Genomic DNA, 21,720 nt, shown 5'->3' on the forward strand with positions numbered 1-21,720 from the left:
GGCATCCCGCGCGACGGCACGGGAATCTCCCGGGCGGCCCTGCCGCTCCAACCCACTGAGGTTGCGGTCGGGGTCGGGCAACTGGACGCCGCTCGCGGGACGGGTCAGTCCCGGGCGGGTCGAGGGCCGGTCAGCGTCAGCAGGATGTCGGCATACCAGGCGCAGTTCAGCCCCAGCGCCTCGTCCAGCGCCTGGTCGCGGCTGGCCATGTCCATGCGTGACGAGTGCACGCCCAGCAGCTTCCACGGCAGGGCCTGGTTGGCTGCAGTGGCGGTGGTGTCGCGCATGAGCACCGGCGCGCCACTGGTGCCGCGGTGGGTGCGCGCGTCCGTCAGGAAATAGCCCTGGCCCTGAAAGCGCAGCCCATAGGAGGAGGCGATCACGGCCTGGCGCACCACCGGCAGGTGATGCAACAGATCATGGAAGCCCAAGGGGAAGCCGACGACCAGCAGCGCAGCGCCGACTTCGATGTCGTCGTGTGCCGCGGGCAGATGCGCCGGCGTGTAGGCTTGCAGCACGCATTGCCCGGGCAGCGCGGTGCGGTCGATCTCCAGGACGGCGACATCGATCTCGCCACCGCTGTCGATGCCGTCGCGCCACACGCTCTTGCCCTCCCGGTACAGCAGCATGGACAGCCCGGTGGAGACGGCAAGGTTGTCCGCGTCGGTGTGCAGCTCGATCTCGATGCGGTCGGGAAAGTGCCGGCTGGGCTCGTCAAGGAGCACGTGCCGGCTCGTCACCAGGTACAGCCGGCCATCGCGCTCGAAGAAGAAGCCGCTGGCCCCGGTCAGCGCTCGCTGCCCGTCGAAGGTGCTGATGCGGGCCGCCGAGAGCAGGATGGGTTCGGGCGGTTTCGTGGTGCCGTGGGTCATGGACGCGCTCCTCGTGGGCGGCGGCAACAGCCGTTGTGGCAGAGGCCGGATGCTTCAAGCGCTGCAGGCGCAACGTCCCCTGCGTGAGCTCGAATGCCTTCGCTGCTTCAGCTGATGTCGTAGTGCGCGCGCAGCCGGTCCACGATGACCCGAAACTCTTCCTGGCACTGCGGCCAGAAGACGAAGCCGGAGCGGAATCCGCTGATGTTCCAGTTGCGCCCTCGCCCGTCACGCTCATGGAGCCAAGGCGATCCGACGCACAGATCAAAGGCGGCGTCTTGCTCCAGGGCCGCCCGCAGGATCGGCACCAGACGCAGCCGCTGCTCGACCTCCGTGCGCAGCGCCTGGGCGGGGAGTTGGGGCTTGGTCATCGCTTGCCTTACGCGCGGCGTCGGGGGAGGGACTCGAAATGCCGGCAGATGTTTTCGCCGGTGATCGTCAGGCGCAGCGTGCCGCCCCTCCATTCCAGCCAGTCCAGCGCCAGATAGTCATCGATGTAGCCGGCGGGAATGTCACAAGCGAGTCGGCGCTTGAGCAGGCTTGCCGTCAGTTGCAGGCCATCGCGCAACGCCTCTCGGCGCGACGGAGGTCGTTCATGGGAATTCGTCGTCATGGTTGGTGCTCCTGAAGCGTCGAGGTGCCACAGCGGCTTGCCAGCAGCCTGGCGTAGGCCACGGCATCGCACAGGCGCTCGTACCGATAGTTCTGGAAGGTGTAGATGCCGGCGTCGAAGCCGATGTCCCAGGTGTCCATCAGCTTGCGGTCCTCACTGGACGGCATGGTTGGTGGTTCATCGGCGAGCAGGCTGCGTTCCCGGATCGCTTCGCCACGAGGTTCAACCCGGTCCAACTTCGCGTAGGCCACGGCATCGGCGAGCCGGTCATAGCGGTAGCCCCGGTACTCGTAGCGCCAACCGATGCGGCGGATGCCGAGCTCCCTTCTGAGCGGCTCCTCCTGCGATGCCAGGTGCGCGCCGTGCAGGTCCGTGGCACCGGGGGCTTCCAGCGGTGCCGGTCCAGGTTGCAGCGGCGCCGATGCGGCATGCGTTTGCGCTGGGTGCCGACTCTCACCGGCCGGACTGCTCATGGCGGTCAGACAAGGGGCATGGATGCTGCCCCGCGGTGATGGGCAGCCCCTGCCGTTCGACAGGGCCGCCGCCTCGGCCGTTGACGGCATGCCGTGTGGGCCACGCAGCCGCTGGACGATGGCGCGCAGTTGCGCGTCGATCCGCGTGGTCCCCGCCCTGCTGCGTTCATGGTCCTCCAGGTCCCACTCATGGCCCTGATGGTCACGGTCATGCGTTGTGGACGACGTGAGGCCCTGTACGAGACCAGGCCGCTTGTGCTTGGCCGTGAAATTGCGTAGGCCTGGCAGCCACCGCAGCGAGCGCCCTGCCATCGTCTTGAGCAGATCCGCGCTGAGTTTTTCCTGGCGCTGGCGCGCAAACTCCGGGCCCTGTTGAAAATACCCTTCAAAACCCCTTTGCTAGGCGTCGTGCCAACGCGACCAGGCGCCAAGCGACTCGCCCGAGGCCTGGGGCATGTTGTCCTTGAGAAGAAAGGGGTTGGAGCGCCAGTGCTGTCCACGGGCTGCCGCCTGTGCGCCTTCGCGCTCCAGCGCCGATTCGCGAAGGATGTCCATGGCCTTTGCCTTGCGCGGCCCGCTGGACCGTGAGAGGGGGGTCGATCGTGACGATCGAAATGACGCGTGGCTTCGGCCAGGAATGACCCTTGCAAACCCAGGCGGGCGGTGAATGCCTCAAGTCAGGGTACTCCTGCCCCCCTGCCGGCACACTATCCCCCGGGCCTGTAGTGAGATTGCCGCCCAGGCAAGGCGACCCCTGGACGTGTACGCGAGCAGCAGTGCATCAGACCAATCGCATCTGGCGCGCCGGGCCCGACTGCTCGTCGAGCAGTGCTTGTGCGAAGCGGTCGATGCCAAAATGCATCGTGCCCCGGAAGTTGATGTGCCCGAAGTGGGCTGGACCCATCCGGCGCAGCCAGTCGTCCTCGATGCGCACGCTGCCGCTGCGCAGCCGTTCCACAGTTTCGTGCATCTTGCCCGTGTTGTAGGCGAGGACGATGTTGGTCAGGAGCGCATGCGACCCGGAGATCGTCTGCATCTCGTCAGGGCGCCGGCCGCGTTCGGTCGCCACCTTGCCGCTGTAGACAGCGCGCTGCAACTGGTGGACGGATTCGCCACGGTCCAGCAGGGTGTGAATTTCGCGCCGGAAGTCGTCCACCGCCAGATAGTCGCACAGGTAGATCGAGCGCAGCAGCCGCCCCAGATGGTCGGCCGCGCGGTGGACCGGATCGCCTCGCGCCGCGGAGCCGAAACGCTGAAGCGCCAGCGCCGCCGACACCCGGCCGGTGCGGATGGACGCGGCCAAGCGCAGCAGTCCATCCCAGCCGCGGTCGATGGCACGCAGCGATACCCGTCTGTCGGTTGCGCGCTCAAGCTCTTCAGGAATCGAAAAGGGCTTGGGAAGGAACAGTTTTCTTTGCGACAGGTCGCGCAGTCGTGGGCACAGGTCGAACCCAAGGAGCTTCGAGAGGCTCATCCCGACGGCAGTGAAGCCATGCGTGTCGACCGCCAGCAGAGACAACCTGATGCGGTCCTCAGTGCGGTTGTACTGCTCCACACCTTCGATGGCCACGCCCGCCTGGCGCTCGTTGAGCACGATGGGCTGGTCGTAGACGATGCCCCACCGGTCGCGCAGGTGGGTGTAGATGCCAGCGGCGTAGGTGCGCCGGCGTGGATCGACGCGCGCGTTCCACAGCTGCCGCGAAGCGTCGAGCGCCATCATGTCGGCAGACGCCTTGTCGCCATCGCCCCAGAGCGCGGCCAGCGGGATGCCGCTCTGGTACTGCACCACCCGTTCGTTGGCCCGGCGCAGCCGCTTGGCAGATTCCATGGACCGCATGGCCGCCAGGACCTGGGCGTATTCCAGCCCCGGGATCATGAGCGCGACGTCGCTGGCATCGAGCTCTGTGCCATGGGCCAGCAGCGCGCCGTACAGGGCCAGCAGTTCCTGCTGCGAACGGGCCCGGTGTCCCAGCAGCACGTCGCTGAAGTTAGTCGCCGCATCCACCTCCAAGATGACGTCGGGGAACTGCACGCTGCCGATACTGCGGTAGATGGCATCCCGGGTGCGTGCCGGCTCGCGGTCGTTGGGCATCGCAGCCAGCGCGCTCAGGTGCAGCATGCCGTCCTTGCCCACCTCGACCTTGCCGCGGCGGCAGGCGCCCACGACGCCCCACATGCCGGCGATGAGGGTCGTCAACACCGGCTGCAAGAACTCGAAGGCCGTCTCCGGGACGCCAAGCTGGGCGATGTACTCCTTGCGATGCAGCGCCCACTGCTGCGGCGAGATGAGCATCTGGTCGCGCTCGCGAAAGCTCAGCGAGTGGTCCACCCAGACCGAGCCGCGGCGCACGCTCTTGCGCAGCGCCATCATGGTGCTGGCCTCGAAGGCGCGCCAGGCCGCCTTGGGATCGGTGCCATGGACGAGCGGATTCCACGCCGGGCCCACGTCGGGCAGCGCGGAGCCTGGGGGCAGACTACCGACACTGCGCTGCTGCAGCTCCCGCCAAGCCTGCCATTGGAGAAAGCCGGCGTCCTTGGCCTGGCCCTGGAAGTCCAGGTCCTCCAGAACCGCCAGGCAGGCATGCACCCGCTGCGCGTCCTGCGCCAGCGCCGCCCGCACGCGAGAAGCGAACGATCGCCCTGCATCGGCACTGGCGTCGATGCCGGCGAGCAGGCGCTGCGCCTCCAGCACGCGCTGCTGCCAGTCCTTCGTTTCGTCGTGGAGCACACCCTTGAGCTGCACGGCCTGCTTCAGCAGGTCCACCGCCTCGTGGCCTTGCTGGGCTTGGGCGCGCTCGGCCGCGGCGCGCAGCAGCTGCTGACTGCGCCGCCCGGCCTGCTGCAAGGCCGTGTCGGTGAGCTCCAGTAGCATCACGCGCAGAAAGCACACGAGCTCGACCAACTGGAGTCGAGTACGGATTTCGCGGGACTTGACCGGGCGGCGCACCCGAATTTGGCGCGCGTAGGCCTGCTGCCTGGCCAGCACCACGTCCGAAAGGTCCCACTCGTGCGTGCCCAGCGACTTCAGATAGCGGACTTTCTCCAGAGTCTGCGCCAGCGTCGTGGGGCTGTGCTTCTTTGGCGCCGTCTTCAGCCATTCAAGGTGCGTGGCGTCCCCCGGCGGCCGCAGCGTGTGGACTGCGTGGATCAGCTGCTTGCCGCGAACGCCGGGCAGAGCCCTCGACACGCAGGCCACAATCTGGTCCTCGACCTGAGAAAACGCAGCACGGGCCCAGTCCAGCAGCCGAAACGACGACGGGATCAGGATGCGGCGCGCGAACAGCCACTGCTTGGCCGCCTCGATGAGGTCATCGGTGTGCGCCGCATCCTGCGCCTGGAGCTTCAGCGCGACCGTCAGCTCGTCTTCGTCCGCCGGGGTGATCTCGGACAGGCCAAGGTAGTCCTTGGCCCAGCGTTGGTGGGCGGTATGCGTCTGGCGCCGCCGGTAGATCGCCCTCAGGCTGGCGATGGACGGCGCCGAGACGCCGACCGCCTCGGCCGCGTAGCGCAGCAGGTTGCGCGGGATGACCGTGAAGCCATCGAGCGTCCGACCGGCGACCCGCATGAACAACACCATCAGCGCCGCCGCCAGCCGGTGCTCGTCGCGGAACTGCTCCTGCAGTGACCTGATGTCGTCTTTGGAGAGCTGGAAGAAATGGGCGAGATCGAAGTCGCTCAGCCGGGCTGGCAGGCTGCTGTGTCCGACGAAGCGGTAAGCGAACGCTGACATGGCCGCCTCGGTGCAGCGAAGGGGGTGTCGACTCTACGCAGCAAACGGCCGCCGGCGCTACCGGACTGCCCTCGATGCGGGTACGGACCCAGGGGGACTGCCTGCCGCTGGGCAAAGCGCACCAAAATTTCGAAAAAGTACGAGACCCCCGAGCTGCGCGTGATGACGCGCGGGCGCGGCCTCGGTGTTGCTGCGATGGATTGGCCGCCAGCTGATTCGCTCAACGCCTGTGACCTCGACGAGATCATCGACAGTGCGCCAGCGCACTGAATCCTGCACCGCTTGCATCCTTGGAAATTGAGCATCAGTCGCTCAAAATACAAGGATGATAAAACGCAACTTGCAGGCATTGGCCCAGCGGCGCCTGGAGCTGTCCCCAGCCGTGGCATTGCTGGGCCCACGCCAGGTCGGCAAGACCACCCTGGCGCGCGAGCTCGCCGCCAACCGGCCCGGTGCACTGGTGCTGGACATGGAGCTCGCCTCGGACCGCGCGGCGCTGGCGCAGCCGCAGCTGTTCCTGGCCGCGCATCGTGACCGGTTCGTGGTCATTGACGAGGTGCAGTTCGCGCCGGGTTTGTTCTCGGCGCTGCGTCCCGAGATCGACGCCGACCGGCGGCCCGGGCGCTTCCTGCTGCTGGGCTCGGCGTCGGGGGAGTTGCTGCGGCAGACGAGCGAATCGCTGGCGGGCCGGATCGCGTACCTGGAACTGGCGCCGTTGGCCGTGGCCGAGGTGCTGGACGCCGCAGCGCCAGACCTTGGCGCACTGCAATCGCTGTGGCTGCGAGGCGGCTTCCCGCTGAGCCACCTCGCCGCAGACGACGAGGCCGCTTACGTGTGGCGCCAGGACTTCATCCGCACCTTCCTGCAGCGCGACCTGCCCGGGATGGGCGTGCGCGTGCCTGCGGAAACCCTGCGGCGATTCTGGACGATGCTCGCGCATGTCCAGGGCCAGCTCTTCAACGCGTCGCAGCTCGGCGTGGCCCTGGGCGGCGCCGCGCACACCACCGTGGCGCGCTACCTCGACTTGCTGGTGGACACGCTGATGGTGCGGCGCCTGGAGCCCTTTCTGGCCAACGTCGGCAAGCGCCTGGTGAAGTCTCCCAAGGTCTACCTGCGCGACAGCGGCATCCTGCACGCCCTGCTGGGCTTGGCGACAGTGCGCGACCTGCAGGGGCACCCCATCGCCGGCGCCTCGTGGGAAGGGTTCGTGGTCGAACAGGTGGCCACTCAGCTGCCCGCGGATGCACAACTGGGCTTCTACCGCACGGCTGCAGGCGCCGAGATCGACCTGGTGATCGAGCACCGGGGGCGACGCACCGGCGTCGAGATCAAATTCTCGTCGGCGCCCAAGCCCAGCCGGGGCTTCTGGCAAGCCATCGACGACCTGCAGCTCGAACGTGCCTTTGTCCTGGCACCGGTGCCCCGGCGTTACCCACTGTCCGAGAAGGTGGACGTGCTGCCGGTATGGGATGTGGCGCAGGCACTGCCCAATGCCGGTTGACGCGGCTTGGCGCGTATGCAGGCTTGCCCGTCCGTTGAACGGACCTGCTGCGCCAGAGCGGCGTACGCATCGAACACGGCCGGCTGCGCCGCAGGGGACCGGCCCCGCGTTGGGCACATCGCCCTTCGCGGCACCATGCGCTTTGGCATCGAGCACTTTGCACAGGCGCGGCTCGCCGACCAGGCCGGCTCGATGTGCCAGCCGCAGCTTCGCATGACGACTTCAAAGCTCCCTGTTGAGCTGCCACTGCACTGGTTTGCTGAAGACGACTGGCGCGGAACCATCATTCACGCCGCGGACAAGCACGGCCACGTCCTGGCCTCCGTCACTGTCAACGAGGAGGTGCGCGGCTATTTGCTGGGCGTGCGGCGGGTGCCCGCGTTTCACGGCAAGGCACAGCGCTACATGCGCCGAAACTGGCGCGTCCGGCTTTACAGGGACGCCTTGGCCGCACTGATGTCAGCTTGGCGCGGCTGATGGTCGTGGCTGTCTGAGACCGGCAGGGCCTCAAGGCGTGCGTGGCCTTCGGCCTGCCGGGCGAGCAGCGCCTTGGCGGCGAGGCGGCGGAGCGCCGCTATGCGCTGCGCATGGTCAAGCAGCGCCTGCACCAGGCGTCGCTCGCCGCAGCGCAGCCGTGACCGACCAGATCGGAACCGGCTGTCCAAGCGATCCCGCGAACTCGAGGCAGCTGCATGAAAATGGTTGCTTCAACGACCGTATCCGGCCAGGAGGCCTCGCCAAGGAGCGGCCGCTGTAAGCGCAATCTACGCTCCGTAGGTGCCGGGTGAGACTTCGATCCGATTTCCGCCTGTATCCTCAATCTTGCCTGTCGGCGCGGCGCGGATGAACAATGTAGAGGCCGGTGAACCACGAACCGGCTCACACACGGAACTCCATGAAGCTGGCGGCTTGTGTTCACTTTCACGGCGACGAGGCCTTGGCCGCTGCCGTAGCTTTCGACGAATGGGATGCGCCCGAAGCAGCCCGAACGTTCATGTCCCGCGTTGCCCATGTGGACAAACCACCGCGCGGAAAGCCTGACCTTCGCGAGCTGCCGTGTCTGCTGCAGTTGCTGCAGGAACACGCGCTGAAACCCGATGTCATCGTGATCGACGGGCCGGTCCACCTCGACGCGGCGGAAACGCCTGGACTGGGCCAAGGCCTGTACGACGCTCTCGGTGGTCAAACTGCCATCATCGGCATCTCGACGAAATCGATGCCCGGCATGCCGGCGCAGTTCGAGGTGTATCGGGAAGAGGAGGCGCGGCCTCTTGTCGTCACCTGCGTCGGCATCGACCTCGGTGCGGCGAAGGTGCGAGTTCGCAACATGCACGGCAAACGGCGCATCCCGACCTTGTTGAAGCTGGTGGCGAGAATTGCGCGCAACGGACTGCCTTAGGCTGAACCCGGACACTCAATCCCGAAAGTCCAATGTCAGCAGCCGCCGCAACCTGTCGTTCAATGGCTTGCACCTCGAATGTCGGCTGAGCCCGCAAAGCGGGCCATTGATCTTGCCGCGCCAGGCGATGCAGCCTGGACAGGCCGGTGCAATCTCCATCCAATGGCGTTCGGTCCTCGACGTCGGCGGCCAACGCGGGGCGAACGGTGGACGGGATTGGCGTGCGAGTATTCCCGCATGAACACTCCACCTACGTTTCGCCGCGCGGCCTGCGTGCACTGTTTGCGCCCGCAGGTGACCTGCCTGTGCGCACTGGCGCGGCCGACTGTTCATCGCACCGAGGTGTTGGTGCTCCAGCACCCGCAGGAACAGCGCCAGGCGAAAAACAGCGTGGCGCTCCTGCGTCTGTCCCTGGCGCACTGCGAGGTGGTCGTCGGCGAGCGCTTTGCGCCCGAGATGTTGAAAGCACTGCTGCATCGCCCCGGGCGGGACACACGGCTGCTCTATCCGAACGTGCCGGCCGCGCCCGCACCGCCGGCCCCGGAGACGGCAGGGGCGCCCCTGCGGCTTGTGGTGCTCGACGCGACGTGGCGCAAGAGCCTGCGGATGCTGCTTGAGCACCCGGCCTTGGTGGCGCTGCCGCGGCTGTCGCTGGACGCCCCGGCGCCGACCCGCTACCGCGCGATTCGCGCGGCGCGCCGGGCCGACCAGGTTTCCACGCTTGAAGCCACCGTGCAGGCGCTGGCGATGCTGGAGGGTCCGCCCTTCGACGCCGCGCCGCTCCTTGACGCCTTTGGCCGCTTCGTCGCTGGCGTGCAGGCCCGGCAGCGGCCTCAGGCGTTATTGGGTCAAGCGCAGTCCGCCGCCGGCTCTTGGAGTCTCCAGCCACTACTCAGCGAGGCAGAGCCGTGTTCCCTACGTTGACCCTGTCCGAACGGCATTGATCACAACCAGATAGATGGTGATGACCCCGTCGACCACGACCACCTGACCGGCCGCCACACCATTGGCGTCTATCCGCTGCTGCAGGACGACAGCGGCCACTTCCCGGCCGTGGACTTCAATGAAGCCGAGTGGCGCGAGGACGCCCGCGCCGTCGAGGGCTCCTGCCGGGCGCTGGGCGTGCCAGCGGCGCTGGAGATCCGGCGCTCGGGGCGAGGCGCGTGCGCGTGGGTGTTCCTTGCCGGCAAGGTCACCGCGCCGCGCCTGGCCTCCTATCACGGCCACGCATGTCACGGCGTCACTCCGGGGGCCGTCCCAGGCCCCAGACCCAGGGCCTGATGACGACGCTCTCGTAGACACCTTCGCGCATGTAGGGGTCGCCGTCGACGAACCGCTGCACCGCCTCCAGCGTTGCCGCCTGCACGATCAGCAGCGTCCCGTTCATGTGCTGATCCTGGGCGCCCAGCGTCGGCCCGCCATGCAGCACGCGGATGCCGTGTTCGCTGGCCCTGCGAAGACGCTGCCGGTGCTCTTCGCGCACGCGCGTGCGACGCTCAAGCGCCCCGGGCCGGTCGGTCGCCCACACGGCGAAGTACCCCTGCTCCGTCTGTGCCATGGTCAGCTCTCCCGAGGCGCCATCACGAAGCGGAAGTCCAGCCGCCTCGCCCCCTGGACCTCCTTCTTGTCGAACCGCGCCACCAGCGAGTCGCGCACGCCAAAGACGACGTCCGAGTCCAGGTACGGGTCTGCGTCCCGGAACACGTGCGTGATGAGGGTCTGGTAGCCCGGCGCCTTGACCATGAAATGCACGTGGGCAGGGCGCCAAGGGTGACGGCCGGTGGCCACCAGCATCCGGCCCACCGGGCCGTCCGTGGGGATTGGATAGGCCGTCGGCACGATGCTGCGAAAGCGCAGGCGTCCTTCCGCGTCGGTCCTCATCACCGCGCGCGCGCGGCGCTGCTGGCCCAGCGCGGGAATCTGCACGTCGTACAGCCCTTGCTCGTCGGCCTGCCACACATCCACCTCGGCATCGGGAATGGGCGTGCCATCGAGCGCGCACACGCACACGTCCACGTCCAGCGGCTCGCCCGGCGCGCCGCCCGCAATGTCATCGCCTTGCTCCATCCGTGGTGCGTCCTCGACATGGAAGGGGCCGAACACCGTGGCCTGCGTCGCGCCCGCGGGACGTGCGTGGTTCAGGGCCACCGTGAGCATGGACAGCCCCAGCGTGTCGGACAGGAGGACGAACTCCTGGCGCTTGTCGTCGCACTTCTGTCCCACGGCCGTGAGGAAATCGATGCCCTGCATGAGCTCGGCCTCGGTGAGCCGGACCTCGCGGGCAAAGTCGTGCAGGTGGCGCACCAGGGCGGCGAGCACTTCCTTGAGCCGGGCGTCCTTGCAGCCTTCGAGGCTGCCGAGCACGGCCTGCGTGATGCTGAATTCGTCGATGTTGCGCATCGCTTTCGTGAGTGGCTGGGCGCTGCGGCCTGGGGGCAGCGCCCAGCGGTGGTGATCGCGCCGGCCGTCAGGGTGCGGGCGCGCTGCCGTCCCAGGCACGCTGCAGCAGCGCACGCAAGGCGGTGCGCTCCAGGGGCCGCGGGTTCGGGTAGGGCGCGGAGACAGCCAGGTCGGCCACGCGGTCCAGGCCATCGGCGGGCATGCCGATGGCCTTGAGCGCGGTCGGCGCACCCAGCTCGGCCGCGAGCTGTTGCAGCCCCAGCGGCGCGTCATCGACCCGCAGCGCACGCGCAATGGCCGCCATCGCCTGCGGCGCCTTCGGGGCGTTGTAGGCCATGGCATGCGGCAGCACGACGGTGTGCACCTCGGCGTGCGGCAGGTTGAAGCTGCCGCCCAGCGTGTGGCAGAGCTTGTGGTGCAGGCCCATGGCGCCGTTGCCCAGCACGACGCCGCATAACCACGCCCCATAGAGGGCATCGCTGCGTGCCTGCAGGTCACAAGGGTCACGGTGCAGCGCCGGCAGGGCTTGCGCCAGGGCGCGGATGCCCTCCTCGGCCATCAGGCTCAGGATCGGGTTGCCGTCATGGGCGTACAGGCCCTCGGCCGCATGCGCGATGGCATTGAGGCCGCTGGTGACGCTCAAGTCCACCGGCAACGACAGCGTCAGCCGCGGGTCGTAGATCACGGTGCGCGGCAGCACGCGGGCATCGCGCCCGGTCTTCTTCAGGCCGCCCTCGGTGATGCCGTAGATCGGCGTCATCTCGCTGCCGGCATAGGTGGTGGGCACCGCGATGATGGGCAGGCCGCTGTCCAGCGCGATGGCCTTGCCCAGCCCGGTGGTGGAGCCGCCACCGATGGCCACGGCGCAGTCCGCGCCCAGGCGCCGCGCCTCCTCGCGGGCCTCGCGGGCCGTCTCGATGGGCACGTGCATCACCGCCCGGGCGAACACGCCGGCGCTGCGCGCGCCCAGCAGCTCGGCCACGCGCTGGGCCTGATCCTGCTGTTCGGGCGTGGACAGCACCAGTGCCTTGGCGGCTCCCAGGCGCTCGACTTCAGCGGGCAGCTGCTGCAACGTGCCCGGACCAAAGACGACCCGGGGCAAGCTGGCTTGGAACGTGAATGGCGTCATGGTCTCTCCTGCCTCAACCGCGCCGGTACCAGGGCGGGATCTGGGCATCGACGTTGACCCAGACGCTCTTGACCGTGGTGTATTCGCGCATCGCGTCGAAGCCCATCTCGCGGCCGTAGCCGCTGGCGCCGTTGCCGCCGAAGGGCGAGCCCGGGTTCACGCGCTTGTAGCTGTTGATCCACACCATGCCGGCGTGGATGTCGCGCGCGAGCTTGTGGGCGCGCTGCAGGTTGGAGGTCCACAGTCCGCTGCCCAGGCCGTACTCGGTGCCGTTGGCGATGGCCAGGGCCTCGGCGTCGTCCTTGAAGGTCAGCACCGTCACGACCGGCCCGAACACTTCCTCCTGCGCGATACGGTCGCGGTAGCTGCGCGCGCGCACGATGGTCGGCTCGACATAGCAGCCCTGAGCCAATGACGCATCGGTGGGCGGCTTGCCGCCGCAGAGCACTTCGCCGCCTTCGTCACGGGCGATGTCGACGTAGCCGAGCACGCGCTCGCGCTGCTGCGCGCTGGTGAGCGGTCCCATCTCGGTACTGGGGTCGAGCTGGTTGCCCACGCGGATGGAGCGTGCCAGCGGCAAGAACTTCTCCAGGAACTCGTCGGCGATGCGCTCGTGCAGCACCAGCCGCGTGCCGGCAATGCAGGCCTGGCCCTGGTTGTGGAAGATGGCCCAGGCGCTGCCGTTGACGGCCGCCATGAGGTTGGCATCGTCGAAGACGATGTTGGGTCCCTTGCCGCCAAGCTCCAGCTGCACCTTCTTCAAGTTGGAGGCGGAAGCTTCCACGATGCGCCGACCCGTGGCCGTGCTGCCGGTGAAGGCCACCTTGCCGATGGCCGGGTGCTCGGCGATGTACTGGCCCGCTACCGACCCCAGGCCCGGGACGATGTTGACCACGCCGTCGGGCATGCCCGCCTCGGCCATGAGCTCGGCGATCTTGAGCGTGCTCAGCGGCGTGAGTTCGGCCGGCTTCAAGACCACGCAGTTGCCCGCTGCCAGCGCCGGGCCCATCTTCCAGGCCGTGAACATGAGCGGAAAGTTCCAGGGAACGACCTGGCCCACCACGCCAATGGGCTCCCGCAGCGTGTAGTTGAGGAAGCCCTCTTCCACGGGAATGGTCTCGCCCTGGAACTTGTCGGCCATGCCACCGAAGTAGCGAAAGCACGCCGCCGTGCGCGGCACGTCGAGCGTCCTGGAGTCGCGCAGCGGATGGCCGGTGTCCAGCGATTCCAGCCGCGCGAGCTCGTCGGCGTTGGCCTCGATCAGCTCGGCAAGCCGCAGCAGGATGCGCCCCCGATCGGCAGCGGCCATGCGGCTCCAGGCCGGGAAGGCCCGCTGCGCCGCCGCCACGGCCAGGTCCACGTCCTCGCGGCCGGCCATCGCGACCTCGGCGATGACGCTGAGGTCGTGGGGGTTGTGCGTGGGCAGCGTCTGGCTCAAGAGGGCGTCGACGAACTTGCCGTCGATGAAGAGTTGGTGGCGAATGGGCGTGCGCAGGCCCGCCGCGGCCTGGATGTCCGCGAGGTTCATCGAAAACTCCTTGGAGCGCCGCCTCAAGCGGGCGGCACGGTGGTCAGTAGGCCGGGAGCCGCGCCTCGCGGCGCGGCGCAGCAGCGGTCAGAACTTGACCGGCACCTCTGGGCTCTCGCCCTTCTGGATCTCGTACACGAGCGAGGGCGAGCCGTTCTCCCACACCAGCAGCATCGAGCGCTTGGGGCTGTAGCCCTGGTGGCGGCAGTAGGCGGGCATCGCGGCCATGTCGCCGGCCTTCATGATCACGCGCGCCAGGGGCTTGCCGGTGTTCTTGTCGGCGCAGTCCCAGTGGATCTCGTCGCACATCTGGAAGAACCACTCGACGCGATCGTTGCCGTGCATGATCGGCAGGATGTGCTCCTCGGTGGTGGGGCACATGTAGCTGTGCTTGACGACCGAGGTGAAGCTCGGGTTCCACGTCACCTGCGAGCGGCTCAGGAAGCCAAAGAGGTTGAAGGCATGCACCTCGTCCTCGAAGCCGGGCTCCGGATGCAGCTCCGGCTGCTCCTGCGGCACGTCGGCGAAGGCCCGGTTCACCGGGGCGCCGCGCTCGTCGCTGCGCAGGTCCAGGTCGCCCTTGAGGCCGACACAGCGTGTGGCCAGTTCGCGAGCGCGCGTGATCTTCTCGCGGTTGTCGCCATGCTTGCGCCCGTAGGGCGAGCCCGTTTCCTGCGGCGCGGCGAAGGGATCGAAGCCCTCGTTGGTCCAGTCGTCGAGCATGGCCTCGAACGTGGCGCGGATCTCGTCGGTGGGCAAGTTCTCCAGGCGGTCCACGCCGGCTTCCTTCATCGTGCCGTTGAAGCTGCCGGCGAACAGGTCCACGGTCTTGTAGTGGTTGTGCGTGCCCACCACGCTGTCGAAGCTCACGGTGCCGTAGAAGAAGCCCCAGGCCACGTCGCGCATGAGCGCGCGCAGGAAGTTGCCCACGTCCATCGTGTGGCTCATGGGCTTGCCGTCGCGGGTGGTCCAGCCGATATGGGCGAAGTACTCGTCGCGGCGGAAAGTGAAGCCACCCAGCGCGAAGCGCTGGTAGCCGTGCGTGGCATCGGCGGCGGAAACCTGGGCGGAATCGGTGACTGCGTTCATGGAAATTCTCCGGCGTGTAGAGGTGCTTCAGGCGGTCTGGCAGATCTCGGCCCAGCGCTCGACGCTGAGGTCACCCTTGCAGGTCTGCAGGATCACGGCGCCGGGATGGGCGCTGCGGAACTGGTACGCGGTGTTCTTGGGCAGCAGCGCCTGGTGCCCGCGCTTGAGCCGCATCCAGCCCATCTTGGCGCCCTGCGGCGGGCCTTCGACGAGCACGGCGCCGTTCTTGCCGGCGTCGGGGACCGTCTGCGCCGGGGTCAACTTGACGAGATGGACTTCGACGTCGCCGTCCATCACTAGGGCGAACTCGTCGTGCGCGCAGGTGTACCAGGGGGAGTGGCCTTCGGCGCGCAGGCACTCCAGCACGTAGATCTGGTTCTGACCGAACACCACCCGCTCGTAAGGCTTGCTGTTGCTGGCGATGTCAAAGCAGTTGGAGAACGCGTAGTTCCTGACATCGTCGGCAATCGCCTGCACGCCGCCCTTCTCGTAGTTCGAGAGCGACCCGAAACGGGTCTGGTATTCGACTGCACTCATGTCTCGCTCCTGTTGGTGAGGTGGATCAGTGCAGCGAAGTCTAGGAATGGCTCATCGGTGGCGGTAGCCGACAGTTGTCAACCGGATCGTTCTGGTTTCCAGAACAATCGACCGGGTTTCTCCTTAGTCTTCCAGCAAGTCTGAAGGGATCAGCCCACGCTCGATGAGCGCCTTGTCCCAGGGCGGCTCGCCCCTGCCAAAGCCGCTTTTCCCAAGCTCTCGATGAACTGCCGCAGCACCCGCGTCGTGACGACTGACTTGGACAGGCGCCGCAGCCGGGCTGCTTGCGCGAAGCTCTGTGTCTGGGCGGCGCGCACGAAGGCGTCGATGCACGGAAAACGGTCCATGCATCAGTGCAGGAAGCCCTGCGATGCGCAATGCCTGCCGATGGCAGGCGCGATATCAGGCCCGTGCGGCTCGGGCCCTTGAGACAGGAGGGCCCCTGTCAGGCCCCGCGTTGCGCAGGGCACTCCCTGAACACCCGCGCCGTGCAGTTGCGACAGGCCTCGGAGTCCAGGCGCTGGGTGATGTTGGCGATGGCGCGGCGCTTGTCGGGGAAGATGTGGCCCTCACCCAGTTCCTCTAGGAAGCCGTCGCGCCGCCACTGGTCCAGCACGCACGGGCGCGGCCGGTGGAAATACAGGTCGCCGCCCATGGCGCGGCGCGCGCGCAGTTCCTGGCGCCAGAGCTCGGCACCGGCCACGTCAACGAAGTTCATGCTCTTGGCCATCACCAGCAGGTGCTTTTGCGGCCGCGGCCGGTCGCGCAGCGCCTGCAACTGGTCGGCCACATGCGCGGTGGCGCCGAAGTACACGGAACCCTCCATGCGCAAGAGCTTGAGCTGCGGACACTCCGGCAGCACGCCGGGCGTGTGCGCCACCACGACGAAGGGCCGGTGCGCATCGGCACGGTCGCGATTGAAACCCATGGTGCGCATGGCCGGACGCGAGGTGCGGTGCAGGTACAGGCCCAGTGAGAGCGCGCTGCCGATGAGCACGGCGATCTCCAGCCGCAGCGTCAGCGTGGCAGCCAGCGTGACCAAGGCGACGCACAGCTCCTGGCGGCTGGCGGCGCCCAAGCGCCGCCAGCGCGGCAGGTCCAGCAGCGTCCAGCTCACCAGCACCAGCAACCCCGCGATGGCGGCATAGGGGATGCGCGCGAGCACCGGTGCCGTGAGCGCCACCAGCGGGACCAGCATCAGCGCGGAGAGCAACGCCGCCAGCCGCGTGCGCGCGCCCGCTTCCAGGTTGGGCATGGAGCGGTTCAGGGACCCGCAGGAGACGTAGCAGGAGAAGAAGCCGCCGATGAGGTTCGAGAGGCCCTGGCCCAGGAACTCGCGGTTGGCGTCGATGCGCTGGAGCGAGCGCGCCGCCACTGCCTTGGCGATGGCAATGGACTGCGCCAGCGCCACCACGGTCAGGGCCGCCGCGATGCCCAGCAGCTGCAGCAACTGCTCCAGGGTGACGCCGGGCACGTGCCAGGGCGGCAAGGGCGAGGGCAGGGGCCCCAGCAGCCGCACCTGCCACGCCGCTGCCGCCCAACGCTCCAGCCCCCACGCCAGCAGCGTGCCGGCGCCCAGCGCGATCAGCATGAACGGCGAGCCGCGGCGCCAGCGCCGCAAGCCCGCGGCCACGCCCAGCGTCGCGGCGGCCACCAGCAGCGCGCCGGGCTGCGGCGCTTGGCTGAAGGCCGCGCGCAGCACACCGGCGGCACTGGAGCCGGGCGGCAGCGCCAGGCCCAGCGCATCCTTCAGGACGTGCACCGCGATCAGCATCGAGGCGCCGGCGGTGAAGCCCAGCAGCGCGGTGGGCGAGATGAAGTTGGCAATCGCCCCCAGCCGCAGCGCCCCGGTGGCGAACTGCAGCACCCCCACCAGCACCGTCACGGCCAGCGCCAGCTCGATGTAGGCGGGGCTGCCCACGGCGGCCAGTGGCGCCAGCATCGCGAACAGCGCCAGCGAGTTGGCATTGGTGGGGCCGGAGACGACGTGGCGGCTGGAGCCCGCCAGCGCCGCGACGATGCACGGCACCACGGCCGAGTACAGCCCGTACTGCGGCGGCAGCCCGGCCAGCGTGGCGAAGGCGATGCCCTGCGGCAGCACCAGGATGGCGCCCAGCAGTCCGGCCAGCACATCGGCGCGCAGGCCCTCGGGCAAGGAGGGCCTGCGCTCGCGCCATCCCTGCGGTGCCAGCGGCCGCACGGCGCTCACGCTCAATCCAGCTGCAGGTGGACCTTGGTGAGCACAGCGCCCCACTTGTCGAAGTCGGCCTGCATCTGCCGGGCAGCCTCTGCGGGCTTGGAGCCCACAGGCTCCAGATCCGCTGTCGCCAGCTTGGCCTGCAGATCCGGCTTGGCCAATGCCTTGGCCACCTCCTGCTGCAGCCGCTCGATGGCAACCTGGGGCATGCCCTTGGGAGCCGCCAGCAGCTCGAAGAAGGTGGCGTCGTAACCGGGCACGCCGGCCTCGGCCATCGTCGGCACGTTGGGCAAGGAAGCCGTGCGCTGGGAGCCCGACACGGCCAGCGCGACGAGCTTGCCGTTGCGCACATGCGGGCCCACCACCGGCGTGGCCAGGAAACCGCAAGGAACGGCCCCGCCGAGCACATCCTGCACGGCCGGTCCGGGGCCGCGGTACGGCACATGGTTGAGCTGTGCGCTGGTGGCATTGACCAGCATCTCCATGGCCAGGTGACCCGGCACCCCGGGGCCTCCCGAGGCGTAGCTCAAGGACTTCTGTTTGGCCTGGGTCCGGAAGTCGGCCATCGACTTGATGCCTGCCGACGGGTGGCACACCAGCATCTGGTTGAAGCGCACCAGGTAGCTCACGGGCACCAGATCCTGCGTGGGCTTGAACGCCAGCTTCTTGTAGAGGTGCGGGTTGACGGTGAGCATGGTGTCGGGCCCGACCAGGAAGGTGTGGCCATCGGTGGACCGCGCCACTTCCTGAGCGCCGATGTTCCCGCCCGCGCCGGGCTTGTTGTCGACGATCACGGTCTGCCCCAGCGCCTGTTGCAGCTCGGGCTGCAGCAGCCGGGCGATCACGTCGCCGGGTGCGCCGGGCGGGAAGGCCACCAGCAACTTCACCGGCTTGGTCGGCCAGGTCGCCGACGGGCTGCTGGCCTGGGCCTGCAGGTTCATCGAAATGGCGGCCGTGGACAGGGCCAGCAGCGTCGCGAATCGGGGCTTCATGCGTTGTCTCCTTGGGTCATGGGGCGAGGGGCGTCACCAGGCGCCGATCTGGATGCCGGCCTGCACCTCGCGCCGATTCCATTGCTCGATGTCGTCGTAGGTGATGCTGGGAAAGCGCTTGCGCTGGCGCAGCCAGTCGAAGAGGCGCCCTGCCATCTGCTCGCGCACCTGGGCATGGGCCGGGTCCTGACCGAGGTCGGTGAACTCGTCCGGGTCCGCCTGCAGGTCGAACAGCTGCGGGGCCACGCCCTCGTAGTGCACGTATTTCCAACGATGGGTACGGACCATCGTCATCAGGCAACCATCGACCGGACGGCCCAGCGGCAGCCGCACGGGATCGCGGAAGGCATAGCTGTTCTCGCTGAACACCGCGTCGCGCCAGGGCCCGGCACCCTGGCCGTGCAGCAGCGGCTGCAGCGAGGCGCCTTCGAGCCATTCGGTGGGCTGCGGCAGGTCCAGCGCGTCCAGGAAGGTGGGTATGAGGTCGATCGACTCGACCAGCTCGTGCACCACCCGGCCCCGGACGGCATCGGCCTCGGGACGCGGATCGACCACGATGAGCGGCACCTTGACCACCGCGTCGTGGAACAGCTCCTTCTCGCCCAGCCAATGGTCGCCCAGGTAGTCGCCATGGTCGCTGGTGAACACGATCAGCGTCTCCTGGTCGATGCCCTTGGCGCGCAGGAACTCGAACAGCAGCCCGAGCTGGTCGTCGAGCTGCTTGATGAGGCCCATGTAGGTCGGGATCACGCGCTCGCGCACTTCGGGCTGGCTGAAGCTGCGGCTGGGATCGGTGTCCATGTAGCCGCGCACCACGGGATGCGGATCGTCGCGCTCGGCCTGGCTGCGCCGGGCCGGCACCACGTCGGCGGGCGAGTACATGGCGTGGTAGGGCGCCGGCGCCACGTAGGGCCAGTGCGGCTTGATGTACGAGAGGTGCAGCACCCAGGGGCGGTCGCCCTGCTCCTCGATGAACTGCATGGCCCGGCGCGTCATGTAGGGCGTCTCGCTGTGCTCCTCGGCCACACGGGCGGGCCGGTCGGCCCAGCGCATCTCCCACCCGGACAGCACATGGCCCTTGTCGTCCTCGCCCGAGTTGGCCCAGTCGTGCCATGGGTTGTCGCCGGGGTAGCCGTGCGCGCGCAGGTAGTCGCAGTAGCGGTTGCCCTCGACCTTGAAGCCGGCGGGCAAGATGCCATCGTCGCGCTCGTAGGGCTCGAAGCCGCCCTCCATGGCCAGCAGGCCCGCACCCTGCGTGGTGTCGATGCCCAGCCGCCTGGCGCCTTCCACATCGGGCTCGACATGCGTCTTGCCCACCACGGCACAGCGCACGCCATGCGGGCGCACATGGTCGCCAAGCGTCTTCTGTCCCACGGACAGCGGCACGAAGTTCCAGGCCGAGCCGTGCGTGGAGACATAGCGTCCGGTGTAGGTGGACATGCGCGACGCACCGCACACCGGGCCCTGCACGAATGCGTTGGCAAAGCGGACACCCCGGCGGGCCAGCGCGTCGATGTGCGGCGTCTTCAGGGTGGGATGGCCATAGCAGGACAGATAGTCCCAGCGCAACTGGTCGGCCATGATGAACAGCACATTGCGCAGCGGACGGGGCGTGGTGGACATGGGTGGGTCTCCTTGGGGCGGCGTTCTTCCAGCCGCCCGGACGGCGGCCTGGTGCCAGGACTTGGCTTCTAGAGGTCAGGGGCAACGGCTGGTCGGTCTGCCGGCATGGCTGGTGGCGACGCCGGTGCGCTGGCGCGATGTGACGTGTTTGCTGCGCGGGCAAGCAGACGCCGCTGCCATCCAGCCCTACCGGGCCGCGAGATCAGCCGCGGCGATGTCGCGGCGCACTGTTAGGTTCCGGCGCACACGCCGCGCCCGCTGTCTGCTCCGGCGCGGAGGCCGTCATGGCGCCTGGTACTCGGCAGAATCCATGTTGTTCCCCGTCATGAAGCGAATCGATGGGGAGCAGTCTAGGCAGCGCCCGTCCGCGCCAGAAGCCGGCAAGCGGCAACCAGATCGTTCTGAATCATTGAACAATCGCGCGGGTTTTCCCGAGCGCAAGGCGGGTGCGCGGGAGCGGTGCCCGGCACGCGCCGCATGCAGTGCCGGTGCGCTCCAGGCCAGTTTGGCACGGCCGGCTTGGAGCCGGTGCCCCCAAGCCCGCTGGTCACTCCTCCAGCAGGTCCGGGGCGAGCAGGCCGGCTTCGATCAGGGGCTTGTCCCAGGGAGGCTCGTCACCGGCGAAGCGGGCGACCAGGCTCTCGATGAACAGGCGAGGCTTGAAGGCGCCACGCTGGGTGCGCGCATAGACGGCCGAGAGCCAAAACGAGGACAGCACGAACTCCGGCAGCACGATCTGCAGCCGGCCACCGCGAATGCCCTCCGCGGCCACGAGCGTGGGCAGGCACACGATGCCGGCGTGCTCGTAGGCGTAGTCGCGCAGCAGGTGCACCGAGCTGCTCATCAGGTGGGGCTTGAGCTCCAGCGTGACGGCCTCTTCCCCGGCCTTGTGGAAGGTCCAGCGGTCACGCGTCGCATGCCCGGAGAAAAGTCCGAGCCGGTGGCCTGCCAGGTCGCGCGGGTGCTCAGGCATGCCGTGCTGCTGCAGGTACTCGGGGGAAGCGCAGAAGGTGCGGCGGACCGGGAACACCCGTCGAGAGATCAGCTCGTCCGACACGGGCTTGAAGATCTGCAGCGCCACGTCGAAACCCTGCTTGACCGGATCGATGACCGCGTCGTCGAGCACCACGTCGAGCCGGATCTCCGGGTATCGATCCTGGAACTGGCGCAGCAGGCTGGCGGAATGCCCCAGCATGAAGCCGATGGCTGCGTGCACTCTCAGGGTCCCGGACGGCGTGCCTCGAACCTCGCGCATCTGGTCCACGATCTCGTTGGTGCGGGCCACCAGTTCGCTGCAATCCCGGTAAAAAGCCTGGCCCATCTCCGACAAGCGAACCGCACGCGTGGTGCGATGGAACAGGGCATCACCCAGCATTTCCTCGAGCTGCTGCACCCGCGTGGTGACTGCGGACTTCGACAATCTGAGCTGCCGCGCCGCCTCTGCAAAGCTCTGCGTCTCAGCCACGCGCACGAATGCTTCTATGCACAGGAATCGGTCCATGGCTGCGTCTTCATCCCAAACTCGAATTTGAGGGAAAGTAAGGATCAATCGCTTCCGTGCCGTCAAGCATGGCCCGGGAGCGGGTTGTGGAACTGCCGTCCATCGACTGATCGGTACTTTGTTATTTACGGGAATA

At 68.1% G+C, this 21,720-nt stretch carries 22 protein-coding genes; 5 read left to right on the forward strand and 17 right to left on the reverse strand.

All coding sequences use genetic code 11. The features are described 5' to 3' along the window. Positions 1–104: 104 nt before the first annotated feature. The 6 genes from HHL10_RS20485 to HHL10_RS20510 all read right to left on the reverse strand — a co-directional run bounded on the left by HHL10_RS20485 (position 105) and on the right by HHL10_RS20510 (position 5,688). A complete protein-coding gene (locus HHL10_RS20485; RefSeq protein WP_169162258.1) occupies positions 105–872 on the reverse strand; it encodes a S1 family peptidase in 768 nt (255 codons plus the stop codon). Between the two features lie 107 nt (positions 873–979). Beyond that, on the reverse strand, positions 980–1,243 hold the full coding sequence (locus HHL10_RS20490) for a hypothetical protein (RefSeq protein WP_169162259.1): 264 nt from the start codon (positions 1,241–1,243) through the stop codon (positions 980–982). A gap of 8 nt (positions 1,244–1,251) precedes the next feature. Next, positions 1,252–1,485, reverse strand: a complete 234-nt coding sequence (locus tag HHL10_RS20495; protein WP_169162260.1) for a hypothetical protein — start codon at positions 1,483–1,485, stop codon at positions 1,252–1,254. After that, on the reverse strand, positions 1,482–1,958 hold the full coding sequence (locus tag HHL10_RS20500; protein WP_169162261.1) for a hypothetical protein: 477 nt from the start codon (positions 1,956–1,958) through the stop codon (positions 1,482–1,484). Before HHL10_RS20500 ends, HHL10_RS20495 begins: the two co-directional genes overlap by 4 nt. Before the next feature lie 399 nt (positions 1,959–2,357). Further along, positions 2,358–2,513 carry a CrpP-related protein gene (locus HHL10_RS20505; protein ID WP_169162262.1) on the reverse strand — a complete coding sequence of 52 codons (156 nt, stop codon included), beginning with the start codon at positions 2,511–2,513 and terminating at the stop codon, positions 2,358–2,360. A gap of 226 nt (positions 2,514–2,739) precedes the next feature. Then, positions 2,740–5,688 (reverse strand): Tn3 family transposase, encoded by a 2,949-nt coding sequence (locus HHL10_RS20510; protein ID WP_169162263.1) that lies wholly within the window; start codon positions 5,686–5,688, stop codon positions 2,740–2,742. 325 nt (positions 5,689–6,013) lie between these two features. Here HHL10_RS20510 and HHL10_RS20515 point away from each other — a divergent pair, with 325 nt between their 5' ends. The 5 genes from HHL10_RS20515 (at position 6,014) to HHL10_RS31400 (ending at position 9,869) form a co-directional block, all read left to right on the forward strand. Next, positions 6,014–7,189, forward strand: a complete 1,176-nt coding sequence (locus HHL10_RS20515; protein WP_169162264.1) for an ATP-binding protein — start codon at positions 6,014–6,016, stop codon at positions 7,187–7,189. A 135-nt stretch (positions 7,190–7,324) separates the two neighbouring features. Continuing rightward, positions 7,325–7,666 carry a hypothetical protein gene (locus HHL10_RS20520; RefSeq protein ID WP_169162265.1) on the forward strand — a complete coding sequence of 114 codons (342 nt, stop codon included), beginning with the start codon at positions 7,325–7,327 and terminating at the stop codon, positions 7,664–7,666. Between the two features lie 418 nt (positions 7,667–8,084). Further along, on the forward strand, positions 8,085–8,588 hold the full coding sequence (locus HHL10_RS20525; RefSeq protein ID WP_169162266.1) for an endonuclease V: 504 nt from the start codon (positions 8,085–8,087) through the stop codon (positions 8,586–8,588). 237 nt (positions 8,589–8,825) lie between these two features. After that, positions 8,826–9,512 carry a tRNA-uridine aminocarboxypropyltransferase gene (locus tag HHL10_RS20530; RefSeq protein WP_169162267.1) on the forward strand — a complete coding sequence of 229 codons (687 nt, stop codon included), beginning with the start codon at positions 8,826–8,828 and terminating at the stop codon, positions 9,510–9,512. Positions 9,513–9,611: 99 nt separating this feature from the next. Next, positions 9,612–9,869: a TOTE conflict system archaeo-eukaryotic primase domain-containing protein gene (locus HHL10_RS31400; protein ID WP_375138969.1), complete on the forward strand. Its 258-nt coding sequence runs from the start codon at positions 9,612–9,614 to the stop codon at positions 9,867–9,869. Here the strand turns inward: HHL10_RS31400 and HHL10_RS20540 are convergent. The 11 genes from HHL10_RS20540 to HHL10_RS20590 all read right to left on the reverse strand — a co-directional run bounded on the left by HHL10_RS20540 (position 9,829) and on the right by HHL10_RS20590 (position 21,584). Then, positions 9,829–10,146: a YciI family protein gene (locus tag HHL10_RS20540; protein ID WP_169162269.1), complete on the reverse strand. Its 318-nt coding sequence runs from the start codon at positions 10,144–10,146 to the stop codon at positions 9,829–9,831. The two genes, HHL10_RS31400 and HHL10_RS20540, sit on opposite strands and share 41 nt — an antisense overlap. A gap of 2 nt (positions 10,147–10,148) precedes the next feature. Continuing rightward, entirely contained in the window at positions 10,149–10,988 is an 840-nt protein-coding gene (locus HHL10_RS20545) for an intradiol ring-cleavage dioxygenase (RefSeq protein ID WP_169162270.1), read from the reverse strand. Positions 10,989–11,055: 67 nt separating this feature from the next. Beyond that, entirely contained in the window at positions 11,056–12,117 is a 1,062-nt protein-coding gene (locus tag HHL10_RS20550; RefSeq protein ID WP_169162271.1) for a maleylacetate reductase, read from the reverse strand. Between the two features lie 13 nt (positions 12,118–12,130). Continuing rightward, on the reverse strand, positions 12,131–13,600 hold the full coding sequence (locus HHL10_RS20555; protein ID WP_169162288.1) for an aldehyde dehydrogenase family protein: 1,470 nt from the start codon (positions 13,598–13,600) through the stop codon (positions 12,131–12,133). Between the two features lie 132 nt (positions 13,601–13,732). Beyond that, positions 13,733–14,734, reverse strand: coding sequence for a hydroxyquinol 1,2-dioxygenase (locus HHL10_RS20560; RefSeq protein WP_169162272.1), 1,002 nt, complete (start codon positions 14,732–14,734; stop codon positions 13,733–13,735). 27 nt (positions 14,735–14,761) lie between these two features. Then, complete coding sequence (locus HHL10_RS20565; protein ID WP_169162273.1) at positions 14,762–15,271, reverse strand: cupin domain-containing protein; 510 nt, start codon at positions 15,269–15,271, stop codon at positions 14,762–14,764. Positions 15,272–15,420: 149 nt separating this feature from the next. Then, a complete protein-coding gene (locus HHL10_RS20570; protein ID WP_169162274.1) occupies positions 15,421–15,618 on the reverse strand; it encodes a hypothetical protein in 198 nt (65 codons plus the stop codon). A 98-nt stretch (positions 15,619–15,716) separates the two neighbouring features. Beyond that, entirely contained in the window at positions 15,717–17,471 is a 1,755-nt protein-coding gene (locus tag HHL10_RS20575; protein ID WP_310734640.1) for a SulP family inorganic anion transporter, read from the reverse strand. An 11-nt stretch (positions 17,472–17,482) separates the two neighbouring features. Then, a complete protein-coding gene (locus HHL10_RS20580; RefSeq protein WP_169162275.1) occupies positions 17,483–18,460 on the reverse strand; it encodes a Bug family tripartite tricarboxylate transporter substrate binding protein in 978 nt (325 codons plus the stop codon). 33 nt (positions 18,461–18,493) lie between these two features. Further along, on the reverse strand, positions 18,494–20,083 hold the full coding sequence (locus tag HHL10_RS20585) for an alkaline phosphatase family protein (RefSeq protein WP_169162276.1): 1,590 nt from the start codon (positions 20,081–20,083) through the stop codon (positions 18,494–18,496). A gap of 547 nt (positions 20,084–20,630) precedes the next feature. Continuing rightward, on the reverse strand, positions 20,631–21,584 hold the full coding sequence (locus tag HHL10_RS20590) for a LysR family transcriptional regulator (RefSeq protein WP_169162277.1): 954 nt from the start codon (positions 21,582–21,584) through the stop codon (positions 20,631–20,633). Positions 21,585–21,720: the final 136 nt, after the last annotated feature.

This window comes from Azohydromonas caseinilytica, assembly GCF_012927045.1.
GTDB lineage: Bacteria > Pseudomonadota > Gammaproteobacteria > Burkholderiales > Burkholderiaceae_C > Azohydromonas > Azohydromonas caseinilytica.

What these genes read in the sequence shown, in the direction of transcription:
- HHL10_RS20485 (WP_169162258.1), bottom strand. Translation starts at nt 872, where the DNA reads ATGACCCACGGCACCACGAAACCGCCCGAACCCATCCTGCTCTCGGCG.
- HHL10_RS20490 (WP_169162259.1), bottom strand. Translation starts at nt 1,243, where the DNA reads ATGACCAAGCCCCAACTCCCCGCCCAGGCGCTGCGCACGGAGGTCGAG.
- HHL10_RS20495 (WP_169162260.1), bottom strand. Translation starts at nt 1,485, where the DNA reads ATGACGACGAATTCCCATGAACGACCTCCGTCGCGCCGAGAGGCGTTG.
- HHL10_RS20500 (WP_169162261.1), bottom strand. Translation starts at nt 1,958, where the DNA reads ATGAGCAGTCCGGCCGGTGAGAGTCGGCACCCAGCGCAAACGCATGCC.
- HHL10_RS20505 (WP_169162262.1), bottom strand. Translation starts at nt 2,513, where the DNA reads ATGGACATCCTTCGCGAATCGGCGCTGGAGCGCGAAGGCGCACAGGCG.
- HHL10_RS20510 (WP_169162263.1), bottom strand. Translation starts at nt 5,688, where the DNA reads ATGTCAGCGTTCGCTTACCGCTTCGTCGGACACAGCAGCCTGCCAGCC.
- HHL10_RS20515 (WP_169162264.1), top strand. Translation starts at nt 6,014, where the DNA reads ATGATAAAACGCAACTTGCAGGCATTGGCCCAGCGGCGCCTGGAGCTG.
- HHL10_RS20520 (WP_169162265.1), top strand. Translation starts at nt 7,325, where the DNA reads ATGCGCTTTGGCATCGAGCACTTTGCACAGGCGCGGCTCGCCGACCAG.
- HHL10_RS20525 (WP_169162266.1), top strand. Translation starts at nt 8,085, where the DNA reads ATGAAGCTGGCGGCTTGTGTTCACTTTCACGGCGACGAGGCCTTGGCC.
- HHL10_RS20530 (WP_169162267.1), top strand. Translation starts at nt 8,826, where the DNA reads ATGAACACTCCACCTACGTTTCGCCGCGCGGCCTGCGTGCACTGTTTG.
- HHL10_RS20540 (WP_169162269.1), bottom strand. Translation starts at nt 10,146, where the DNA reads ATGGCACAGACGGAGCAGGGGTACTTCGCCGTGTGGGCGACCGACCGG.
- HHL10_RS20545 (WP_169162270.1), bottom strand. Translation starts at nt 10,988, where the DNA reads ATGCGCAACATCGACGAATTCAGCATCACGCAGGCCGTGCTCGGCAGC.
- HHL10_RS20550 (WP_169162271.1), bottom strand. Translation starts at nt 12,117, where the DNA reads ATGACGCCATTCACGTTCCAAGCCAGCTTGCCCCGGGTCGTCTTTGGT.
- HHL10_RS20560 (WP_169162272.1), bottom strand. Translation starts at nt 14,734, where the DNA reads ATGAACGCAGTCACCGATTCCGCCCAGGTTTCCGCCGCCGATGCCACG.
- HHL10_RS20565 (WP_169162273.1), bottom strand. Translation starts at nt 15,271, where the DNA reads ATGAGTGCAGTCGAATACCAGACCCGTTTCGGGTCGCTCTCGAACTAC.
- HHL10_RS20570 (WP_169162274.1), bottom strand. Translation starts at nt 15,618, where the DNA reads ATGGACCGTTTTCCGTGCATCGACGCCTTCGTGCGCGCCGCCCAGACA.
- HHL10_RS20580 (WP_169162275.1), bottom strand. Translation starts at nt 18,460, where the DNA reads ATGAAGCCCCGATTCGCGACGCTGCTGGCCCTGTCCACGGCCGCCATT.
- HHL10_RS20585 (WP_169162276.1), bottom strand. Translation starts at nt 20,083, where the DNA reads ATGTCCACCACGCCCCGTCCGCTGCGCAATGTGCTGTTCATCATGGCC.
- HHL10_RS20590 (WP_169162277.1), bottom strand. Translation starts at nt 21,584, where the DNA reads ATGGACCGATTCCTGTGCATAGAAGCATTCGTGCGCGTGGCTGAGACG.